Origin of the sequence: Frondihabitans sp. PAMC 28766, assembly GCF_001577365.1 — a bacterium.
Classification (GTDB): Bacteria; Actinomycetota; Actinomycetes; order Actinomycetales; family Microbacteriaceae; genus Frondihabitans.
In genome coordinates, this window is record NZ_CP014513.1 from 2,379,409 (window position 1) to 2,398,989 (window position 19,581).

Here is a 19,581-nt window from a genome sequence, read left to right on the forward strand (position 1 = left end):
AGCCAAGGGCGCGAAAGGTCACCGCGCCGGGCTCACCAGAGGTTCTCGAAGATCGGCAGGAAGGCTTTCCAGGCGAGGCGACGCTCGCGGCGGGGATCCTGCTCGACGCGGTCGTGCTCGTCGATGATGAGGGTCGCCCGGGCCGACTCGTCGTAGGCCGGCCAGCGCGACGGCAGCGAGCCGTCGCTGGCGAACTGCAGCCAGGCAGAGCGCATGCGCTGGCCGGCGGCGGCATAGACCTCGCGGCCGCCGAGGGCGGTCATGGCTCGGACGAGTGGCAGGTCGAACGCGTCGAAGAGGGTGAAGAGCTCGACCCCGTGGGTGGCGTCGATGCCCGTCAGCTTGAGCAGCCGCGGCGCGAAATCGAAGCGATAGGCGTGGGTCGGGGCATGGCGGGAGTGCCAGTCGGCGAGCAGCGTGCTCGGATACCAGAACGCGTAGTCGCCGCCGAAGTCGAGCGAGTCGTGGCGCTTCGGCAGGCCGGGATACACGTCGTGCATCGGGCGCTTCGAACGCGACGGGGCTCGGCCGAACATCCCGCCGATGCGGGGCGCGGTGGTGGGCAGGATGTCGAGCGGGCCCCGGAAGACGGCGCCCTCCCGAGCGTTCGTGCCGACGATGAGCGGCACCTTCGCCCCCCGGCCCTCCCGCACGGCGCGCATCGGGTGCTCGGGGAGGAAGTCGCCGTCGACCGTCGGCGCCAGGCAGAACGTGCCGGGGTACAGGTCGGGCACGGTGCGCTGCAGGCCGTGCGACGCGGCGAGCAGCTCGGCGACATCCGCTGCGAAGAGCAGGTCGGCAGGATCCCGGGGCGCTTCCGGTGCAGCATCGAGGACATCGTCGCTCGAGCCGCGGTCTGATGCGCCAGAAGAGGGCGCGGCGGCAGAATCTCCTCGCAATTGGGAGGAGGAAGACGAGGAGGAGGAAGGGGAACGGGAGGGAACTGTGGCGACGTGCTCTCGCAACAAGTCCAGGTACTCGCCGGCCCACTCGGCGGCGAGCCTCGCCGGGAACACCGCCGACGGGGGCGACGACTGGGCGATGGCCCGGGCGAACAGGCCCCGCGCTGCCGGCACCCCGAGCAGCGTCGTGACGGCGTTGCCGCCCGCCGACTCGCCGAAGATGGTCACATTCGCCGGGTCGCCGCCGAACTGCGCGATGTTCTGCCGCACCCAGTCGAGCACGGCGACCTGGTCGCGCAGGCCGAGGTTCGAGTCGATCGGGTGCTCGTCGGTGGCATAGCGGGTGAAGTCGAGGTAGCCCAACGGCCCGAGCCGGTAGTTGAAGCTCACGTAGACCGTGCGTCCCGTGAGCGTGAAGCTCTCGCCCTGGCCCGAGAAGTCGCGCGACGACCCGGCCATGTAGCCGCCGCCGTGGATGAAGATCATGACCGGCAGGGTCGTGCCCGCGGCGACCTCTGACGCCGAGAGCGGGGTCTGGACGTTGAGGGTGAGGCAGTCCTCGTCGATCGGGGTGAAGGCTGGGCCGGCCTGCACGCGTCGACGCACAGACTGCGGGGCGATCGGGCCGAAATCGGTGGCGTCGCGAAGATCCTCCCACGGCACGACCGGGGCGGGCGCACGGAACCGCAGCGAGCCGACGGGCGCCGCCGCGTACGGAACTCCGCGCCACGACCGCAACACGCCCTCGCGCAGACCGCGGATCGAACCGCCGGTCACCTCCGCGATGAGGTCGGGGGAGACGAGCTCCGGGGCGATGCGGGAGTCGGTCGGGGTGCGGGGCTGAGCCAGGGGCATCTGATCGAGGGCTGTCCGTCGTGTCAGGATCCGGGGCCGTCTCGTTCGCTTTCCAGCCTCAGTCACGCTCATTCCGGTCTCCCTTTCTCGTTCGAACTAAACGCCGAAGGACCTCCTTTTGTTCCATGCTCCTGGCGAGGCCGAGGGTGGGCCGGGACGCAGAGTGCGGGCTGCTCGGTCGCGGGCGGGCCGCGCGAACGTGCGGGCGCGAAGCGAATCGCGGGGCGGGCGCCGGGAGGGCACGGGTGTGCCCGGCAGTTCGCGGGCGGGCCGCGCGAACGTGCGGGCGCGAAGCGAATCGCGGGGCGGGCGCCGGGAGGGCACGGGTGTGCCCGGCAGTTCGCGGGCGGGCCGCGCGAACGTGCGGGCGCGAAGCGAATCGCGGGGCGGGCGCCAGGAGGGCACGGGTGTGCCCGGCAGTTCGCGGGCGGGCCGCGCGAACGTGCGGGCGGGAAGCGAATCGCGGGGCGGGCGCCGGGAGGGCACGGGTGTGCCCGGCAGTTCGCGGGCGGGCCGCGCGAACGTGCGGGCGCGAAGCGAATCGCGGGGCAGGCGCCGGGAGGGCACGGGTGTGCCCGGCAGTTCGCGGGCGGGCCGCGCGAACGTGCGGGCACGGATGAAGCTGCCGGGCCACGCTGGAGCGCCGACGAAGCGGCCCGCCCCGGGCGAGCAGCCCTCAGCGGGCGAGAGCCGCCGCCACGCGATCCCACCAGGCATCGGAGGCCGTGCGTGCGGCGTCGATGCGAGACTCCCACGACGACTGGATCGCAACCCGGGCACCCCACGCGTCGAGCACCGTTGTCGCGGCCGAGCCGTCGACGATCCCGGTCGCCGTGACGACGGCATCCTGGCCGAAATTGCCGAGTGCCCCGGTCAGCTTCACGGTGGTGTAGTCGTCGACGGCGATGCCGACGGTCGGTACGCCTGCTGCCACGGCGAAGACCGCGGGGTGGTAGCGGCTCGTGATGACGAGCGAAGCCTCACGCGCCACCGAAGCGGCGGCGGTCGAGGTCGTCGTGGGCTCGATGCGCCACGGCACGTCCGAGCCGAGCGCGACGAGGGCGTCGATCACGCGGCGGTGCTCGACCGAGTCGCCGCGCTCGTCACCGGCGACGAGGGAGGCGAAGTGCGCGAGAAAGACGATCTCCAGCCCGGCCGGGGATGCGACGCGGTCGAGCAGGGCGGCCAGTGACGTCGCAAAAGCGGCTGGGTCGACTCCGTTGAGGTGCCGAGCGAGCGTGACGAGAAGGTACGGCCGCATCGCCTCGGGAGCCCCGCCGTCGCCCACCGGGCCCGACGCGGGCACGCCAACCGCTCCGGACGCGGGGCCGCCGCCGACCGCTCCGGACGCGGGCGCGCCCGCCCCGACGAAGCTCGCATCGTCGATCGTGCCCTGCGTGATACCGGCCGGCACCCCGAGATCCTGCACCAGGCGCGCGGACGCGCTCTCGCGCAGCCCGACGAGCCGCGCCGACGAGAGAAGCGAACCCACGAGCGAGCGGTCGTCGCCGTCGAGCTCGGGCCCGATCGTCTGCCCGCTGACCACGAGGGGCTTGCCGAACAGCGCCGCGAGGCGCCCGAGGCAGGCCCGCTCGAAGACGTGCATCGGCCAGATCGAGGCCATGTTGCCGCCGCCGGTGATGGCGACACCGTCGGCGTCGCGCACCGCGGCGATCACGACGTGCGCCGAGTCGTCGGCCGACAGCAGCCCGGTCGCGCCGCCGGCGGTCCGCAGCACCCGGTCGAATCGCGACACCATGCCGGCGCGGTCGCCGACGGCCGCGGGCGAGAAGCCGAGGTTCTGCAGGGCGGCGACACCGTAGCGCGCCTGCGTCTCCCGAGGGTTCACCGAGAGGGCGGTGATTCCCGCGACCCCGCGCCGCGAGACCTGCGTCGCGAACTCCTCGAACATGGCCTCGTCTCCGATGTGGATCATGTCGTCGACGACGCCGATGTCTCCGATGGCGACGATTCTCACGAGGGCTCCGAACTGTGGGGGCGGATGGTCGCTCGATGTTACCGATGAGCGCTTCGGACGGCGGACACCCGAGACGTCTACAGTTCACGCGCGGACCCGCTTCAGCGACCGTGTACCCCGATCGTGAAAGAAGCCGCCCATGGGCATCCAGACAGCACTCGACGCCGTTCAGAAGGCCGAACGCCTCGCCGACGCGCTGCGTCTCGCCGACGACCTCGCGTTCGAGGCCGCCCGAACCGGCGGCGTCCGCACGATCCGCATTCTGAGCGGCGCGATCGGGGCGGCCGACGGCGACCAGTTGACGGCGATCGCCGCGACACATGCTCTGGCTCAGGTGTTCGACGAGCAGGCGGACGTAGTGCTGTCGGGGCTGCTGTCGAGCGACAGGGGGTTCCTGCGTGAGCATGCCGCTCTGGCGCTCAGCTCTCGGCTCCCGCGATTCGACACGATCGGCCGATTGATCGGATTGATCGCCCAGGGTGGGTTCGCCGGCATGGTCGCGCAGCGAGTGCTCGAGCAGTGGGCCCCGCAGATCCCCGACCACGTGGGCATCGGGGTCGAGGGCGCGCTGGTGAGCACGCGCGAGACCGACGCCCGCTACCGCCTCGTCGAGACGCTGGGCCTCGTGCGCGGCAGGATCGCGAGGCGCCCGCTCCTCTCGATCGCCGGCAACGAAACCGAGGCGCCGCGGGTGCGCATCGCGGCCGTCGCAGCCCTGGGCCAGCGGCGCGGCGAGCCGGGCATCGTGCCCTTCCTCGAAGAGCTGTCGGGCGGTGAGGGTTTCGTGGCCGACGCGGCACGCCTGGCAATCGTCGACCTGTCGGCCGGCGAAGCGTCTCGCGAGCCCGTCGAGGGCGCGGGCCTCACCGTCGCCCAGCTCTTCCTCCACGCCGACATCGACGCCGACCTCACGCAGGCGGGCAGTGGCGACAACGGCGGCATCGCGACACTGCTCGTGAGGCTCGGCGACCAGCTCGCGATCGTGCCCGACGGCACGACGGGCGCAGGAGCCGGCGCCCGCGTCGATCGAGTCATCACGCTCTCGAGGGGGTCGATCTCCGGTGCCGTCGAGAGCGTCGCCGAGATCGCCGGCCGCGAGACCGGCCACACGTACGGGCGTGTGCCACTGCTGAGCGAACCCGTGCAGTCGGCCAACGCGTGGCCGCTGCGGGTGGCTGCCCGGCGGGGCATCCGGCGGATCCTCCGGGCGGCCGGGCACGTAGACGTGTTGCACCTGCGGATGGCCGACGTGGGCAGCCTCGCCGCCGCCGACGTCGCCCGCGAGCTGGACATCCCCGTGGTGTTCACGGTCGCGCCCGACCCGCACGCGGTCATCGACTCGCTCGACCTCTCGGGCCGCCTCACCCGCGAGAACTTCGGCGAGGCCGACGCGGTCGAGCACTACTGGTTCCGCACCCGGCTCGTGCAGCAGCTGGCCGCGAACGCGTCGCACACGGTGCTCTTCCCTCGGCCGAAGCTCGCCGAGTCGATGAAGTCGCTCGTCGGAATCGACCTGACGGCGCACCCCGAGCGGCACACCGTGGTGCCCGAGGGCATCGATCTCGAGGTGGTCGATCGTGCGGTCGCGGATGCGGCGGCCTTCGCTGCGGCGGGCGCTGCGGCGGGGCCTCACCTTTTCGGCTCGGCCGGGTCGGCGGGGGAGTCTGATTCTGCCGAAAAGGTGAGGCTGAGCACCCCCTCCCCGGCGGGCGTGGGCCTCGCCGAGCTGCGCGACCTGCTTGCGACACTCCCGGCCGAGCGCCGCGGGCTGCCGCTGCTGATCAGCGTCGGCCGCTTCCACCGAGTGAAGGGCATGGCATCGATCGTCGAGGCGTGGGCCGCGCCGCCCGGGCCCGACGGCACAGCGCTTCGCGACCGCGCGAACCTCCTGCTGATCGGTGGCGACCTCGAAAACCCCTCGGCCGACGAGCGCCAGCAGCTCGACGCGATCGCCGCCGTCGTGTCGCGTCCGCTGGAGGTCGAGAGCGGCCTGCTGCTGCCGGGCCACCGCCCCAACGACGTCGTGGCCCGCTGGGTCGCCGCCGCGCGCTTTGGTGTGCCCGGCCTCGCCGCGCCGGGCGGCGTGTACGTCTGCGGCAGCCTGAAAGAGGAGTTCGGCATCGCGCTGCTCGAGGCCATGGGCGCAGGCCTCATGGTGGTGGCGCCCGACGGCGGGGGGCCGGCGACGTACGTCGAGAACGGGGTGACCGGGATCCTGACGCGCACCTGGGATGTCGACCAGCTGCGCCTCGGCATCGGGTCCGCCCTCGACCTCGTCGCCGCCGAAATAGCGGCAGAGGCCGGCGACGCTCGCTCCGCACTGTCGCGCACGACCGTCGAGCGCAGCTTCACGATCCAGGCCATGGCTCGCAAGCTCACCGGCGTCTATGCCGACGTCGCGCGCGACGAGGCCGAGACCCGAGCGTGGACGGCCGCCCTGCGATGACCCTTCTGATCATCAGCCCCGACTACGCCTCGCACCTTCTGCCGCTGGCGACCTTCGGCACGGCGTGGCGCGACCGGGGCGAGCGCGTCGTCGTCGCCACCGGCCCCGCGACCGCGGCGATCGTTGAAAGCTTCGGGTTCGAACGGGTCGAACTGTCGCTGGCACGGGGCTCGAACGGCGGCGTGATCCGCGCCGACGATCAGCCCGAGGGCGAAGACGACTCGCTGCGCGGCTTCTTCGACGCCACCCGCGAGGGCATGGTCGAGACGCTGGCGTACCAGGCTCGCGAACGCCTGACCGACCTCATGTGGCAGCCCGTCGAGACAGCCCGCCGGGTGCTCGAAGTCGTCGAGGCCGTCCGGCCTGACCAGATCATGGTCGACCACCTCGCGTTCAGCGCGCGCCTCGCTTTGACCGCCGGCCGGGTGCCGCATGCCGACGTCGTGCTCGGGCACCCTTCGGCGCTGCCGGTCGCCGGCGAGCTCTACGGGTTCCCTCCGGCGTGGCCCGAAGCATTCACGTCGGATCCTGCCGCCCTCGCGTCCCTCCGCGACCTGTGCGATCGGGTCAGCGCCTCGTTCACGGCCGAGTGGAACGCCGCCCTGCTGTCGCTCGACCCCGGGGCCGAGCCGTCCGCCTCGGCGTTCGAGGAGCACGGCGACCTGCTGCTCTACAACTATCCGGGCGAGCTCGCAGCATCCGATCGAGAGCTGCCGCCGCACGCGTTCGTCGGGTCGGCGGCGCGCGACGAGGTGCAGGATCCCGACGTGGAGGCCTGGCTCGCATCGCCCGAGCCGTTCGTCTACGTGAGTTTCGGAAGCTTCCTGTCGGTGCGCTCCGACGTGCTGGGTCGGGTGGCGGCCGCGCTGACCTCGCTCTTACGCTCGCGCCCCGGCCTCCGCGCCGCCATCGCTCTCGGCTCGGCGTCGCTCGACGAACTCACGGCGGCTGTGGGCGGGCCGCTGCCTTCGTCATGGCTGGTACGCGAGTTCTTACCGCAGGTGCGGCTGCTGCGCGACGCTGCAGCCGCAGTCACGCACGGTGGCAACAACAGCGTGACCGAGGCGATGACGTTCGGTGTGCCGTTGGTCGTGCTGCCGTTCTCGACCGACCAGTTCGCCGGTGCAGCCGCGATCGAGGCGGCAGGATCCGGCGTGGTGCTGCCCCCGAACACCGCCACGGTCGACGAGGTGTCGGCTGCGCTCGCGTGGGCTCTGTCCCTCCGCGACTCCGGTTCGTCGGCAGCGGTGCGGCTCGCCGCGCTCGCTGATTCACTGCAGGCCGTGCCCGGCCGGGAGCGGGCCTGGGCGGCGCTCGCCGAGCCGGCCGTGCCGCCCGCGCGGATCGGCTGAGCCACGGCCGCGGAGGCCGCCTCCGTGCCGGGCGCACGGCTCGCCGACCCGTCGGCTGCGCGCGGCCTCCCCGGACTCCGCCGGAGTGCTGCCCTCCGTCCGGACGCATGAGTCCGGTTTTACGCAAGAAGTCCGAACTAGTCGCCGTGGGTTGCGTGAAAACGGACTCATGCCCGCAGAGCGGTCAGGGCCGGCCTGCCAGGGCCGGCGTCCAGGGCGGCGCCGGGGCGTCAGCGCGGGGCGACGAGGGCGCGCATCGCGTCGGGTGACGCGGCCGCATCGCGGTAGCGCTGCATGAGGGCGGCGTTGAGGTCGTACTGAGGGCCTTCGCGCAGCTGTGTCTCGTGGTGCAGAGCGAACACCGAGCCGTCGTGGCGCTGCGGGGGAGCGCCGAGGAGGGTCTCGTGGGCCACATACCAGGCGGCGTCTTCGAAGCCCCAGCCACGGAAGCGCTCGTCCTGGCCGCCGTGCCGCCACCAGGTCTCGGGCGTCGTGACGTACACGCCCGAGCATGCTCCGGCGATCAGCTCGAAGTCGCACGCCTCGAGCGCAGTGCCGGCCCGGAACTCGGCGGTGCCGGTGCGGCCAAGCCAGTGGTACTCCGTGTAGGGCAGGTGCACTCGGCCGGAGGTACGCGCGGCGACGATCGCCTCGCGCAGGGGGCCCTGCTGCGGCATTGTGTCGGCGTCGCCGATGACGACGACGTCGGCGCCAGGATCAGCATCGGCGCGGCCGGCCGAGCGGCTCCCGACCCCGACGCGTTCGGTTTCGGAACGCTCGGCGGCCTGGGCCACGCCGAGGTTGCGGCACCGCGCCAAGTTAAACGGCTCGTCGCCGGAGTCGACGGTGACGATCTCGGCCTCGGGCAGATTGGCCGTGTACCAGGCGTGCACCTCGTCGAAGGCCGCCACCCGCGACGGCTGGGGGCGCCACGGCAGCACGACGGTCAGCATCTCGCGAGCCTACTGGCGTGCGGCCGCCGGTGTGACGCCCAGCAGTCAGCGCGCCGGTAGCGAGCCCCGGCAGTTCGCGCCGGGTCCGCCCAGATGTGCGGGCATGGCGTGAGTGTCCGCCTGTCGGCGCGGGTTCGCGCCGAGGCGCCCGCCGGATGACACGGGGCCCGCGCGATCAGGCGGGCAGGCTGCAAGCGTGTGGCCACCGGGCCAGGCCCCCGCCGTAGTGGTGCCCGGCACAATTCACGAGGACCGCGCATGTGCGCGGCCCACGCCCGAACTGCCGGAGCCGGGCGAGCCGCCGCGCATGACGGGAGAGCCGCAGCCCGAGCCGGCCGGGCCACACCCCACACCGACACCTGTGGCTTTGCCAAGCGATGTCACCCGAACCTGCCCGGTGGCGCGGCGAACGCAATAGGGTGCACAGATGACGGCAGAGCTCACGCTGGGCGCAGAAGAAGAGCTCCACCTCATCGACCTCGAGACGAAGCGTCTGTCGGCGAAGGCGCCGCAGCTGCTCTCCAAGCTGCCGGGCGACCGCTACGGCGCCGAGCTGCAGCGCACGACGGTCGAGACCAACGTGCCGGTCGTGACGAATCTGACCGATCTGCGCCGTGAGATCCTGGCGCTTCGCAAAGACCTGATCGACGTCACCAGCGGCGAGCGCCTCGCCATCGCAGCGGCGGGAACCGCACCGCGCAGCGAGTTCGCCGACTTCGAGCTGACCACCACGGGCCGCTACGGCCGCATGCAAGAGCAGTACCGCATGCTCGTCGACGAGCAGCTGATCTGCGGGCTGCAGATCCACGTCGGGGTGAGCGACCGCGACCTCGCCGTGAAGATCGCCGGCCGCGTCGCGCCGGTGCTGCCGGCCCTCCTCGCCCTGAGCGCGAGCAGCCCGTACTGGAACGGGCAGGACACCGGCTACGCGAGCATCCGCTCGATCATCTGGCAGCGCTGGCCGAGCGCCGGCGCGACGGGCCCCATGTCGAGCGCTGCCGAATACGACCGCATGGTGCAGGATCTCATCGGCTCGGGCGTCATCGCCGACGCGAAGATGGCGTACTTCGACGTGCGCCCGTCCTCCCACGCTCCGACTCTCGAGCTGCGCACCTGCGACGCGTGCCCGCTCGTCGACGATGCCGTGCTGATCGCCGGCCTCTTCCGCGCCGCTGTTCGGGCCGCAGAGCAGAGCATCGAGGAGGACCGCTTCGTCGAGACCCGCGCCGCCCCGCTGCACCGTGCCGCGATGTGGCAGGCGGCCCGCGCGGGGCTCACGGGTGAGCTGCTCGACCTCGAGGCGCACCCCGTGCGGCTGCCCGCGCCGATGGCGATCCGCCAGCTCGTCAGCCGCCTCCGTCCGCAGCTGGAGGAGCTCGGCGACTGGGCCGACGTCTCCTTCCTTGTCGAGCAGACCCTCGCCCGCGGCAACTCCGCCGACCGTCAGCGTGCGGCCTACGCCGAACGCGGCGAGCTCGACGACGTCGTCGACCTGGTCGTCAAAGAGACCCACGGCCCCGCGGGCGGCGCCGTCGCCACGCTGCCCGTCCTCACCGGCTATCGCTTCCGCGCCGGCGACGAGGCGATCGGGCCGGGCCTCCACCCGCGCCCGTCGTACGTCGACATCGCGCCGTTCTTCCACACCCTGAGCGCCACCGAGTCGATGAGCCGCACCGAGCGCCGCGACATCTGGTCGAGGACGGCCGGCCTCAGCTTCGTGGTCGGCGACGAGAAGCGCGGCTTCGACGTCGACCTCGTGCCCCGCATTGTCACGCAGCACGAGTGGAAGCAGCTCGCGAAAGGTCTCACGCAGCGCGCGCGAGCGATCGAATGTTTTCTGGAAGACGCCTACGGCGAGCGCAGGATCGTGACGGACGGCATCCTGCGCGAAGAGGACGTCGTCGACGCGATGGGCTGGCGGGCCGAAGCGGCGCTCCTCCCGCCGGGCACGGTGCGGGCTCCGATCCAGGGCTTCGATCTGATCCGCAACGAGTTCGGCGGCTGGCGGGTGCTCGAAGACAACGTGCGCTCGCCCTCCGGTGCGGCCTACGCAGTCGCCGTCCGCCGACTGCTCGACGAGGTCGTGCCCGAGATTCCGCGCCCCGGTGGGCTGCTGGATCCTGCGACGGTTCTGCCCCTGCTGCGCGACACTCTGCTGGCCCACGCCAAAGGCGAGGGCACGGCGGCCGTCTTCTCGGGCGGCCCCGAGAGCGGCGCGTGGTTCGAGCACCGGTCGCTGGCCGAGGGCGCGGGCCTCCTGCTGGTCACCGCCGGCGATCTCGCCGTGCACGGTCACCGCGTGGTCGAGAAAACCACGGGCCGCGTCATCGACGCCCTCTACCTGCGTCTCGACGACGAGCTGCTCGACGTGGCGACCGACGACAGCCCCGACCTCGGCGTTCGCATCATGGACGTCGCGGCCACCGGCGACGTCTTCCTCGCCAACGCGCCGGGCAACGGCCTGGCCGACGACAAGGCGATGTACGTGGCCGTGCCCGACCTCATCGAGTACTACCTCGGCGAGAAGCCGACGCTCGAATCCGTGCCGACCTACCGCCTGCGCGACGAGGCCGAGCGCCTCGCCGTGCTCGACCGAGTGGGCGAGCTCGTCACGAAGCCGGTCGACGGGGAAGGAGGCCACGGGGTGTTGATCGGGCCGAGTGCCAACGCCGCGTCGGTGGCCGATCGGCGGGCCGCCATCGCGCAGGATCCCGACCACTGGGTCGCCCAGGAGGTCGTCACCCTGTCGCTCCACCCGACCATGACCGAGCACGGCCTCGAGCCGCGACACGTCGACCTGCGGGCGTTCGTCTACCTGACGGGCACCGGGCCGTTCGAGAGCCGCCTGGCCGACTTCGCGCTGACGCGGGTCGCGCCCGAGGGCAGCATGGTCGTCAACTCGTCGCAGGGCGGCGGCGCGAAAGACACCTGGATCATCGGGCCGGAAGGGTAGGGCTGACGCATGTGCGGACTCGCTGGAGAACTCCGGTTCGACGGGCGCGCGGCCGACCCGGGCGACATCGCGCGGATGTCGCTGTGCCAGGTGCACCGCGGCCCCGACGGTGACGGGCTCTGGACGCGCGGGCCGGTCGGCCTCGCCCATCGGCGCCTGTCCATCATCGACCTCACGAGCGCCGGCGCGCAGCCGATGGTCGACGCCGAACTCGGCCTCACCATCGCCTACAACGGGATGATCTACAACTACGAGTCGCTGCGAGACGAGCTGAGGCACAAGGGGCACCACTTCTTCTCGACCTCCGACACGGAGGTGATCGTCAAGGCGTACTCCGAGTGGGGCACGTCGTTCGTCGAGCACTTCTTGGGCATGTTCGCCATCGCCATCTGGGAGCACCGCACCGGCCGTCTCGTGCTCGCCCGCGATCGTCTCGGCATCAAGCCGCTCTACGTCGACACCACGCCCGAGCGCGTCCGGTTCGCGTCGACGCTGCCCGCGCTGCTGAAGGGCGGCGGGGTCGACACCTCGCTCGACCTCGACGCGCTGGCCGCCTACATGACGTTCCACTCGGTCGTGCCCGCACCCCGCACGATCCTTTCCGGGGTCAAGAAGCTGCCGCCGGCGACCGTGCGCGTGATCGAGCCCTCGGGCGAATCACGCGACGTCGTGTACTGGGAGCCGTCGTTCACGCGCGACGGCTCGCGTGCCGACTGGACCGAGAAGGACTGGGAGGACGCGGTCATCGACTCGCTCCGCACCGCGGTCGAGCGACGCATGGTCTCCGACGTGCCGGTCGGCGTGCTGCTCTCGGGAGGCATCGACTCCAGCCTCGTCGTGGCGCTGCTCGCCGAGGCCGGCCAGAAGGACCTCGCGACCTACAGCATCGGCTTCGAGTCGGCCGGCGGCGAGTCGGGCGACGAGTTCGAGTACTCGTCGATCGTCGCGAAAGCGTTCGGCACGAACCACCATCGGATCCCGATCTCCAGCGACAAGCTGCTGCCCGGCATCGACGGCACCATCGAGGCGATGAGCGAGCCGATGGTGAGCCACGACTGCGTGGCGTTCTACCTGTTGGCCGAAGAGGTCTCGAAGACGATCAAGGTGGTGCAGTCGGGGCAGGGCGCCGACGAGATCCTCGCCGGCTACGACTGGTACCCGCCGCTGAACGGCGTGCCTCGGGCTCGCGCCTCTGAGGCTTACGCGTCGGTGTTCTTCGACCGCCGCTGGCGCGACCTGTCGAAACTGCTGCGGCCCGAGTGGATGCCCGAGATCGACTCGCCGTCGCTCTTCGTCGACGAGCACTTCGCGCGGCCCGGCGCCGAGACGAGCGTCGACGCAGCCCTTCGGATGGACACCACGGTGATGCTCGTCGACGACCCCGTCAAGCGCGTCGACAACATGACGATGGCGTGGGGGCTCGAAGCGCGCGTGCCGTTCCTCGATCACGAGTTCGTCGAGCTGGCGGGCAGCATTCCGCCGGCGCTCAAGCTGCAGGACGGCGGCAAGGGCGTGCTCAAGCGGGCGGCCCGCGGCATCGTGCCCGACGCCGTCATCGACCGCACCAAGGGATACTTCCCGGTGCCGGCGATCCGCCAGCTCGAGGGGCCGTACCTCGCCCGCGTGCGCGAAGCCCTGCTCGATCCTGCCGCCCGCGACCGAGGCCTCTTCCATCCGGCCGCCGTCGAGTCGCTGCTCGCCGACCCCAACACGGCCCGCACGACGCTCGGGTCGAACGCGCTGTGGCAGCTCGCCCTCATCGAGATGTGGCTGCAGGCGAACGGCGTCTCGTAGTGCAGACTTCTTCGGTGCCTTCTGCAACTGACCATGCTCTGAATCTGGCCGACCGCCTGGTCGAGGCGTGGGGATCCTGGGGGCCCACGATGACCCGCAACGCCCGCCGCGTCGCCTTCGTGAGCGACCGGTTCGGCACGCCGCAGGTCTTCGTGCAAGACGTCGTCGTCGACGGCCCGCTGCCGGCGCCCGTCCTGATCGAGGTCGGAGAGGACCCGGTCGTGGCCGTCTCGTGGTCGGCCGACAGCGCCTGGCTCGCCGTCGCCCTCGCCACCGACGGCGGCGTGCGGCAGCAGGTCTGGGTGGTGCGGCCCGACGGCTCCGAGGCGCAGAGGATCGCAGGATCGAAGGACCAGCACGCCGAGCTCGGCCCCTGGTCGCGGTCGGGGCACCGTGTCGTCGTCACCCTGCCCAGTGTCGAGCCCGAGCAGCCGGCCCGGTCGTACCTCGTCGACCCCGAGACCGGCGCGCGCGACGACCTCGCGGTCGGCGAGCTGATCCACATCCTCGACCTCTCGGTCGAAGAGCGCCTCGTCGTCTTGCGCGACGGCCAGCGCGGCCACGAGTTCGTGGTCGTCGTCGACCGGCTGACCGACGACGATCACCCGCTCTTGATCGAGCCCTGGGCAGGATCCGCTGAAACGGCGTTCATCCGCCCGTCACCCGAGAGCGAGTCCAGCCCGCTGATCGCCTACCTCTCGACCGAGGCCGGCCTGCCCCGGCGGCAGCTCGTCGCGATGCCCGTCGGCCCGCACGGGTGGCGCGGCACCTCGCAGGTGCTCGCGTCGCACCCCGCCGGCGAGCTCGAGCACCTCGACGCCGACGACGCCGGGCGCGTTCTCCTCCTCGTCTGGAACGTGGCCGGCCGCAGCGAGCTGGAGCTGCTCGACACCGCCTCGGGGGCGCGCACCCCGGTGCCGGGTCTGCCCGGCGCGGTCGTGACCGACCCGGTGCTGTCGCGGGACGGCCGCAGTGTGATCCTCAGCGTCGAGGGGCCGACTCGGCCGCGAGAGCTCTGGCGGCTCGACACGGCGCGGCACACCTGGTCGCAGGTGACGTCGGGGCCGGCGCTTCCGGGCGGGCTGGTCGAGCCGACGCTCGAACGGTTCGCCGCGAGGGACGGGCTGGAGATCACCGGGTGGCTGTACCTGGCTGCTTCGGATGCGGCGCCCCGAGTGCCGGCTGCGGTCGGCGCGGGAGCTTCGACCTCGTCGGATGAGAGCGCCGCCCCTCTCCCGGCCCCGCGATGGTGCACCTGCACGGCGGGCCCGAATCGCAGGAGCGGCCCACGTTCTCGGCCCAGCACCAGGCGCTTGTCGCCGCGGGCATCACAGTGTTCGCGCCGAACATCCGGGGATCGTCCGGCTTCGGCACCGCATTCGTGCACGCCGACGACCGCGAGCTGCGGTGGAACGCGCTGGCCGATGTGGTCGACAGTGCTGCGTTCTTGGGGTCGTCCGGGGTTGCCGACCCCGCTCGCATCGGCGTCACCGGCCGGTCGTACGGCGGGTATGCGACATTGGCCTCGCTGGCGTTCACGCCCGACGTGTTCGCCGCCGGGGTCGACATCTGCGGAATGAGCGACTTCGGCACGTTCTATCGCGACACCGAGCCGTGGATCGCGGCCGCCGCCGTCACGAAGTACGGCCACCCCGACGAAGACGCCGTGCTGCTCGAGGCGCTGTCGCCGCTGGGCCGCGCCGAGGACATCACCGCGCCGCTGCTCGTCGTGCACGGCGAGCTCGACACGAACGTGCCGATCGGCGAGGCGCAGCAGATCGTGGCGGCGCTGTCGTCTCGCGGTGGCGTCGTCGACTATCTGGAGCTCGCTGGCGAGGGTCACGAGTACCGCCGGCTCGAGTCGCGGCGCGCGCTCTTGCACGCGCTGCTGCGCTTCCTGCCCGCCGCCCTCGCCTGACCGGGCGGGCTCGGCCGCCGTTCGTTCGGGAGGAGAAACGAGCGCGTTAGCTCGTGCGGCGCCCTGACGGGTCGGTTTCTCCTCCCGACGGGACAGCCCCGGCCCGGTGCTGCCCTGGACCTGTCCCCGAGAGAAGCACTTTCTGCTGGGGCCGCTCAACTACGTAGTTGAGCGGCGTCCCGTCGAACGAACGTCTCGAGCTGGGGTGGCTCAACTACGTAGTTGAGCGGCCGGGGGAGAAAGTGCTGGGCGACGGAGGCTGGCGACACGAACGAGGTGGGAACGGCCGCCGAGGTGGCCCGCGGATCACCTCGTCGGCCGATCGCCGACTTCAGCCGAGCGGCGCCGGCGCCGGCGCCGGCTCGGGCTCCGCGGACGCGGGTGCGGCACCGGCACCGGCACCGGCACCGGCGCCGGCGCCGGCGGCCACAGCTGGCGGGAGCACTGGCGCCCGCTCGCTGCGCACGAAGGCGATGCCGGCGAGGATCAGCACGCCGCCGACGAGCTTCAGCCAGGTGAGGTCCTGGCCGAGCAGGATCCAGGCGTAGACGGTGGCGGCCACGACCTCGAGGAGACCTGCGAAGGAGGCGAGGCGCGAGCCGAGCAGCTCTGACGCCGTGATGTTGGCGGTGTAGGCGATCGCCGTCGAGACGAGGCCGACCGCCAGCACCGGCACCCACCAGGCGACCGTTCCGCCGAACATCGGCAGGGGCGAGACCGACATCGTGAACGGCACGAGCCCCGTCAGCCCGACCAGCCCGAGCGCGATGCCGCCGAGCAGCAGGCCCGAGCCGGCGAGGGCGACGGGCGGCAGGTCGCCCGACGGCTGGGCTGCGACGACGTAGTAGATCGCGCAGCCGACCATCGCCGCCACACCGAACAGCAGGCCGAGGCCGTCGAGCCCGGCGCTGCCCGCGGTCGGCGCCACGACGAGCACGAGCCCGGCGAGGGCGATCAGGCTACCGACGAGCACCACCGCCTGGGGCACCCGCCGCGACCGAGCCCACGCAAAACCGACGAGCAGCAGCGGGGCCATGTACTCGAGCAGGATGGCGGTGCCCACCGGCAGGCGTTCGATGGCGGCGAAGTACGCGAGCTGGCATCCTGCGACACCGATCACGCCCATGGCGAGGATGCGCCAGCGGCTCGTCCACAGGGCGCGCCACCGGCCCCGGAGGCTGTGCGCGGCGACCGGGGCGAGCAGCACGCCGCCGACGAGGGCGCGAGCGGTGACCGCCGCGGCGGGGCTCCAGCCGGCGTCGAGCATCGGCTTGACGATCGCGCCCGACGAGCCGAACGTCGCCGCCGCGATCACCGCGATGACCAGACCGGTGGTGGTCGACGAACGCTGTGCGACGGTGTTCACAATGCCTCCTGAAACCCTTGAGATGAGCCTTGCTCTGACGATAGAGTCGTCTTCAGTAAGGAGTCAAATTGCATTTTGCCCCTGACAGTGAAGAGTCGCTCGAGTTCGTCGTCGCGCTGGCCAACACCGTGCCCGAGGCGAGCCGATCGGGCGGTGACGAGCTGCCGGATCCTGCCGCCCTCACCGACCTCTTGCGCCGCTTCCGCTACACCGGCCGCTTCGACGAAGACGCCGCCGAGCTCGCCGCCGTGCTCTCGACCCGGGCCCTCCTGCGCTCGATCTGGACGATGGCGCGCGACGACGCCGTCGACGCCACGAACCGGATGCTGCAGGATGCCAAGGCCCTGCCCCAGCTCGTCCGTCACGACGCGTACGACTGGCACCTGCATGCGACGAGCCCCGATGCCCCGCTGGACGAGCGCATCCGCGTCGAGGTCGGCCTGGCGTTCGTCGACGTGCTGCGCACCGCCGAATGGGGCCGGCTGCGGGTGTGCGAGGCCTCCGACTGCGAGGGCGTCTTGGCCGACCTGTCGCGGAACGGGTCGAAGCGGTTCTGCAGCGTGCGCTGCGGCAACCGGATGAACACACTCGCCTTCCGAGAGCGCGCTGCCGCCCCACGGTGACTCCAGAGACGTTGCACAGCTTCACTTCTGCCGCCGAGCGCCCAGGAGGACGACAATGGGGTGTGCCGCTTGTCGGCGGCAGGGTCGAGGAGAGATGGAAACGCTCAGCTACACGGTGTCGATGACGCTGTTCGGCGTGATCTTGGTCGAGACGTTCGTGAGCCTCCGAGCTCGGCGAGCCGTGCGCGGATCGCGCGAGCGCTACGTAGCTCTGACCCAGCGCCGCATCCTCAGCTGGATCGTCAACATCGGCTTCGCGGCGCAGGGCATCGTCGGCCTCGTGATCGGCCAGCCGCTCTCGCTGCTCAGCCTCGTCTTCGCGGTCTACCTCAGCTACCAGGAGATCAAGAACCACAAGGACGACGACGACTGGTTCAACGGGCGCATGAAGAAGATCTGGAAGGGCGTCAAGAAGGCCTTCGCCCCGCCGATCAAGGTGCCGTCGCCGGTCGCCGCGCCCTCGCCCGTCTTCGGCTGAGGCCCCGGCGCCTGGCGGTCGAGGCCGGGCCGCTGGGGCCGGACCGCTCTGGCCGGGCCGCTAAGTGTGGGCCGCTAAGGCCGGGCCGCTAAGGCTGGGCCACCGAGGTGCCGGTGAGCGCCTGCACGACGGCGACTGCCTGCGGCCAGTAGGACGCGTAGTGGTACGGGTCGGAGTTGACCTGCACCGTGTGCGCCAGCAGCGTCGGCTGCATCGTCTGCCAGCCCGGCACCCTCACGAGCTTGTCGAAGAAGTGGGTCGCCGCGACGTACGGCGTCATGCGGTCGCTGTAGGTGCCCCAGGCGCCGTTGTCGCGCTGCTGGAAGAGGCCGCGGCTGTCGGGCCCGGCGGCATCGCCGTGGTCGATGTTGACGAGGCTCGACTCGCCCATGGCCGTCATCACGCCGACCTCCTGCGTGCGCGTGCCGATACCGAGCGCGCGGGCGGCGTTGATGATGTGCGCGGCGTTGACGAGGCGATCCTGGCAGTAGCCGTCGACCGGCCCCTCAGGCACCAGCACGGTGCCGACCTGCAGAGGCGCAGCCTTCGGGCACGTCACGCTCGTGCCGACCGAACTCGACCCCGACGACCCCGTCAGCGCGGTGAGGCTCTTGCCGATCGCCCCGCTGGAGGCTGCGACCGCGATCGCAACGACGAGCGCGATGAGGCCTGCGCCGCCCAGGGCGATGGCGAAGCCGAGCACGCGCGACGGCATCCCCGGGGCCCGTCGGGCGGGGCGACGAGACCTGCGGCGCGAGGGCGCACGCCGACGAGAACTGGATGGCACCGTACGAGACTAGGCGAACCCTTTTGCGATGCCTCGTCACTCGGAGGGAATTCCCCTCCGCCGGGAGGAGGATCGTGCGATGAGCCGAAGCCACACGCCGAAGACACCCTCGACGGCCCGCATCGAGCCGGGCCCCGGCCAGGAGTCCGTCTGGGACTACCCGCGGCCGCCGCGCGTCGAAGAGACCGGCGAGCACGTCGTCGTCACGCTCGGCGGGGCCGTTGTCGCCGAGACGAGCCATGCGCTGAGGGTGCTCGAGACGAGCCACCCGCCGGTGTACTACCTGCCGCGGTCGTCGTTCGCGGCGGGGGCGCTGCATCCTGCGCCCGGTGCGAGCCTCTGCGAGTTCAAGGGGCAGGCGGCCTACGCCGACGTGTCGGCCGGGGGAGTCGTCGCCGCCGCCGCCGCGTGGTTCTATCGCACGCCGTGGGCAGGATTCGAGGTGCTCGCCGACCACGTCGCGCTGTACCCGGGCGCGATGGACTCGTGCACCGTCGACGGTGAGACCGTCACGGCCCAGGAGGGCGACTTCTACGGCGGCTGGATCACGTCTCGCGTCGTCGGCCCGTTCAAGGGCGCGCCGGGCACGCTCGGCTGGTGACGCCGCGCGCGGTGTCGCGGCTCAGGCCGCCGGGGCGTCCGGGTTCACCGGATCGGCGGGGGCGTTGCGCTGCCCCAGCTCGATCACCGCAGCCGAGGCCGCGAAACCGCCGAGCAGTGCGAAGACCGTGCCGCCGACGCCCCACTTCTTGCGCTTGATGATCGCGTCGAACGAGAGCTTGCCGGGCCCTGCGGCGATGACGCCGAGAGCGGCGATGAGCACGGCGTTGTACTCATAGCCGCCGTTGCTGTTCCACGGCCCGTTGGCCAGGTGCACCTTGCGGATCGCGGTGACCATCGTGCCGATGAGACCCGCCGCAGCCAGCGGGGTGAGGGCGCCCGCGGCGACGGCCGCACCGCCGAACGTCTCGGTGGCTGCGGCGAGGAACGCGTTCCGACGAGCGGGATGCATGTCGAGGCTCTTCATCATCCCCTCCACACCGTCGAGGCCGGGGCCGCCGAACGATCCGTTGAGCTTCTGCAGGCCGTGGCCCACGAAGAAGCCGCCGACAGTGACGCGAAGAAGGGTTGTCCCGAGGCTCATGAATCAGTTCTATACCCAGGCATGCTTCTGCG

General features: G+C 71.7%; 15 protein-coding genes. 8 read left to right on the top strand and 7 right to left on the bottom strand.

Annotation, left to right across the window (positions count from 1 at the left end; all coding sequences use genetic code 11):
* Positions 1-32: 32 nt before the first annotated feature.
* On the bottom strand, positions 33-1,757 hold the full coding sequence (locus AX769_RS23995) for a carboxylesterase/lipase family protein (RefSeq protein WP_066279356.1): 1,725 nt from the start codon (positions 1,755-1,757) through the stop codon (positions 33-35).
* A 676-nt stretch (positions 1,758-2,433) separates the two neighbouring features.
* The gene (locus tag AX769_RS11485) at positions 2,434-3,735 is read right to left on the bottom strand and encodes a polysaccharide pyruvyl transferase family protein (RefSeq protein ID WP_066279358.1); all 1,302 of its coding nucleotides are present in this window, start codon (positions 3,733-3,735) and stop codon (positions 2,434-2,436) included.
* Between the two features lie 139 nt (positions 3,736-3,874).
* Between AX769_RS11485 and AX769_RS11490 the strand changes: the two genes are divergently transcribed.
* Both AX769_RS11490 and AX769_RS11495 read left to right on the top strand, forming a co-directional pair.
* Positions 3,875-6,181: a glycosyltransferase gene (locus AX769_RS11490; RefSeq protein WP_066279360.1), complete on the top strand. Its 2,307-nt coding sequence runs from the start codon at positions 3,875-3,877 to the stop codon at positions 6,179-6,181.
* Positions 6,178-7,533: a glycosyltransferase gene (locus AX769_RS11495; protein ID WP_066283562.1), complete on the top strand. Its 1,356-nt coding sequence runs from the start codon at positions 6,178-6,180 to the stop codon at positions 7,531-7,533. The genes AX769_RS11490 and AX769_RS11495 overlap by 4 nt, the downstream gene beginning before the upstream one ends.
* Positions 7,534-7,763: 230 nt before the next feature.
* Here the strand turns inward: AX769_RS11495 and AX769_RS11500 are convergent, their stop codons facing one another.
* Positions 7,764-8,486, bottom strand: a complete 723-nt coding sequence (locus AX769_RS11500) for a hypothetical protein (protein ID WP_066279364.1) — start codon at positions 8,484-8,486, stop codon at positions 7,764-7,766.
* A gap of 427 nt (positions 8,487-8,913) precedes the next feature.
* Between AX769_RS11500 and AX769_RS11505 the strand changes: the two genes are divergently transcribed.
* Positions 8,914-11,439 carry a carboxylate--amine ligase/circularly permuted type 2 ATP-grasp protein gene (locus AX769_RS11505; RefSeq protein WP_066279367.1) on the top strand — a complete coding sequence of 842 codons (2,526 nt, stop codon included), beginning with the start codon at positions 8,914-8,916 and terminating at the stop codon, positions 11,437-11,439.
* Between the two features lie 9 nt (positions 11,440-11,448).
* On the top strand, positions 11,449-13,233 hold the full coding sequence (locus AX769_RS11510) for an N-acetylglutaminylglutamine amidotransferase (protein WP_066279369.1): 1,785 nt from the start codon (positions 11,449-11,451) through the stop codon (positions 13,231-13,233).
* A 659-nt stretch (positions 13,234-13,892) separates the two neighbouring features.
* On the opposite strand, the gene AX769_RS24710 is transcribed toward AX769_RS11510, so the two are convergent.
* Positions 13,893-14,273, bottom strand: coding sequence for a hypothetical protein (locus AX769_RS24710; RefSeq protein WP_204249203.1), 381 nt, complete (start codon positions 14,271-14,273; stop codon positions 13,893-13,895).
* A 206-nt stretch (positions 14,274-14,479) separates the two neighbouring features.
* Between AX769_RS24710 and AX769_RS24715 the strand changes: the two genes are divergently transcribed.
* Positions 14,480-15,151 (top strand): S9 family peptidase, encoded by a 672-nt coding sequence (locus AX769_RS24715; protein WP_204249204.1) that lies wholly within the window; start codon positions 14,480-14,482, stop codon positions 15,149-15,151.
* A 331-nt stretch (positions 15,152-15,482) separates the two neighbouring features.
* Here AX769_RS24715 and AX769_RS11520 read toward each other — a convergent pair whose 3' ends face one another.
* Entirely contained in the window at positions 15,483-16,517 is a 1,035-nt protein-coding gene (locus AX769_RS11520) for a DMT family transporter (protein WP_066279371.1), read from the bottom strand.
* A gap of 68 nt (positions 16,518-16,585) precedes the next feature.
* Between AX769_RS11520 and AX769_RS11525 the strand changes: the two genes are divergently transcribed.
* A complete protein-coding gene (locus tag AX769_RS11525; RefSeq protein WP_082763763.1) occupies positions 16,586-17,140 on the top strand; it encodes a CGNR zinc finger domain-containing protein in 555 nt (184 codons plus the stop codon).
* Between the two features lie 94 nt (positions 17,141-17,234).
* Complete coding sequence (locus tag AX769_RS11530) at positions 17,235-17,618, top strand: hypothetical protein (protein ID WP_066279373.1); 384 nt, start codon at positions 17,235-17,237, stop codon at positions 17,616-17,618.
* An 88-nt stretch (positions 17,619-17,706) separates the two neighbouring features.
* Here AX769_RS11530 and AX769_RS11535 read toward each other — a convergent pair whose 3' ends face one another.
* Entirely contained in the window at positions 17,707-18,333 is a 627-nt protein-coding gene (locus AX769_RS11535; protein WP_066279377.1) for a hypothetical protein, read from the bottom strand.
* A gap of 151 nt (positions 18,334-18,484) precedes the next feature.
* Between AX769_RS11535 and AX769_RS11540 the strand changes: the two genes are divergently transcribed.
* The gene (locus AX769_RS11540; RefSeq protein WP_066279379.1) at positions 18,485-19,006 is read left to right on the top strand and encodes a DUF427 domain-containing protein; all 522 of its coding nucleotides are present in this window, start codon (positions 18,485-18,487) and stop codon (positions 19,004-19,006) included.
* Between the two features lie 21 nt (positions 19,007-19,027).
* On the opposite strand, the gene AX769_RS11545 is transcribed toward AX769_RS11540, so the two are convergent.
* Positions 19,028-19,549: a DoxX family protein gene (locus tag AX769_RS11545; RefSeq protein WP_082763765.1), complete on the bottom strand. Its 522-nt coding sequence runs from the start codon at positions 19,547-19,549 to the stop codon at positions 19,028-19,030.
* Positions 19,550-19,581: the final 32 nt, after the last annotated feature.

Excerpts from the sequence above, each read along its gene's own strand:
- AX769_RS23995 (WP_066279356.1), bottom strand. The coding sequence starts at position 1,757 with ATGCCCCTGGCTCAGCCCCGCACCCCGACCGACTCCCGCATCGCCCCG.
- AX769_RS11490 (WP_066279360.1), top strand. The coding sequence starts at position 3,875 with ATGGGCATCCAGACAGCACTCGACGCCGTTCAGAAGGCCGAACGCCTC.
- AX769_RS11495 (WP_066283562.1), top strand. The coding sequence starts at position 6,178 with ATGACCCTTCTGATCATCAGCCCCGACTACGCCTCGCACCTTCTGCCG.
- AX769_RS11500 (WP_066279364.1), bottom strand. The coding sequence starts at position 8,486 with ATGCTGACCGTCGTGCTGCCGTGGCGCCCCCAGCCGTCGCGGGTGGCG.
- AX769_RS11505 (WP_066279367.1), top strand. The coding sequence starts at position 8,914 with ATGACGGCAGAGCTCACGCTGGGCGCAGAAGAAGAGCTCCACCTCATC.
- AX769_RS11510 (WP_066279369.1), top strand. The coding sequence starts at position 11,449 with ATGTGCGGACTCGCTGGAGAACTCCGGTTCGACGGGCGCGCGGCCGAC.
- AX769_RS24715 (WP_204249204.1), top strand. The coding sequence starts at position 14,480 with ATGGTGCACCTGCACGGCGGGCCCGAATCGCAGGAGCGGCCCACGTTC.
- AX769_RS11530 (WP_066279373.1), top strand. The coding sequence starts at position 17,235 with ATGGAAACGCTCAGCTACACGGTGTCGATGACGCTGTTCGGCGTGATC.
- AX769_RS11535 (WP_066279377.1), bottom strand. The coding sequence starts at position 18,333 with ATGCCGTCGCGCGTGCTCGGCTTCGCCATCGCCCTGGGCGGCGCAGGC.
- AX769_RS11540 (WP_066279379.1), top strand. The coding sequence starts at position 18,485 with ATGAGCCGAAGCCACACGCCGAAGACACCCTCGACGGCCCGCATCGAG.
- AX769_RS11545 (WP_082763765.1), bottom strand. The coding sequence starts at position 19,549 with ATGAGCCTCGGGACAACCCTTCTTCGCGTCACTGTCGGCGGCTTCTTC.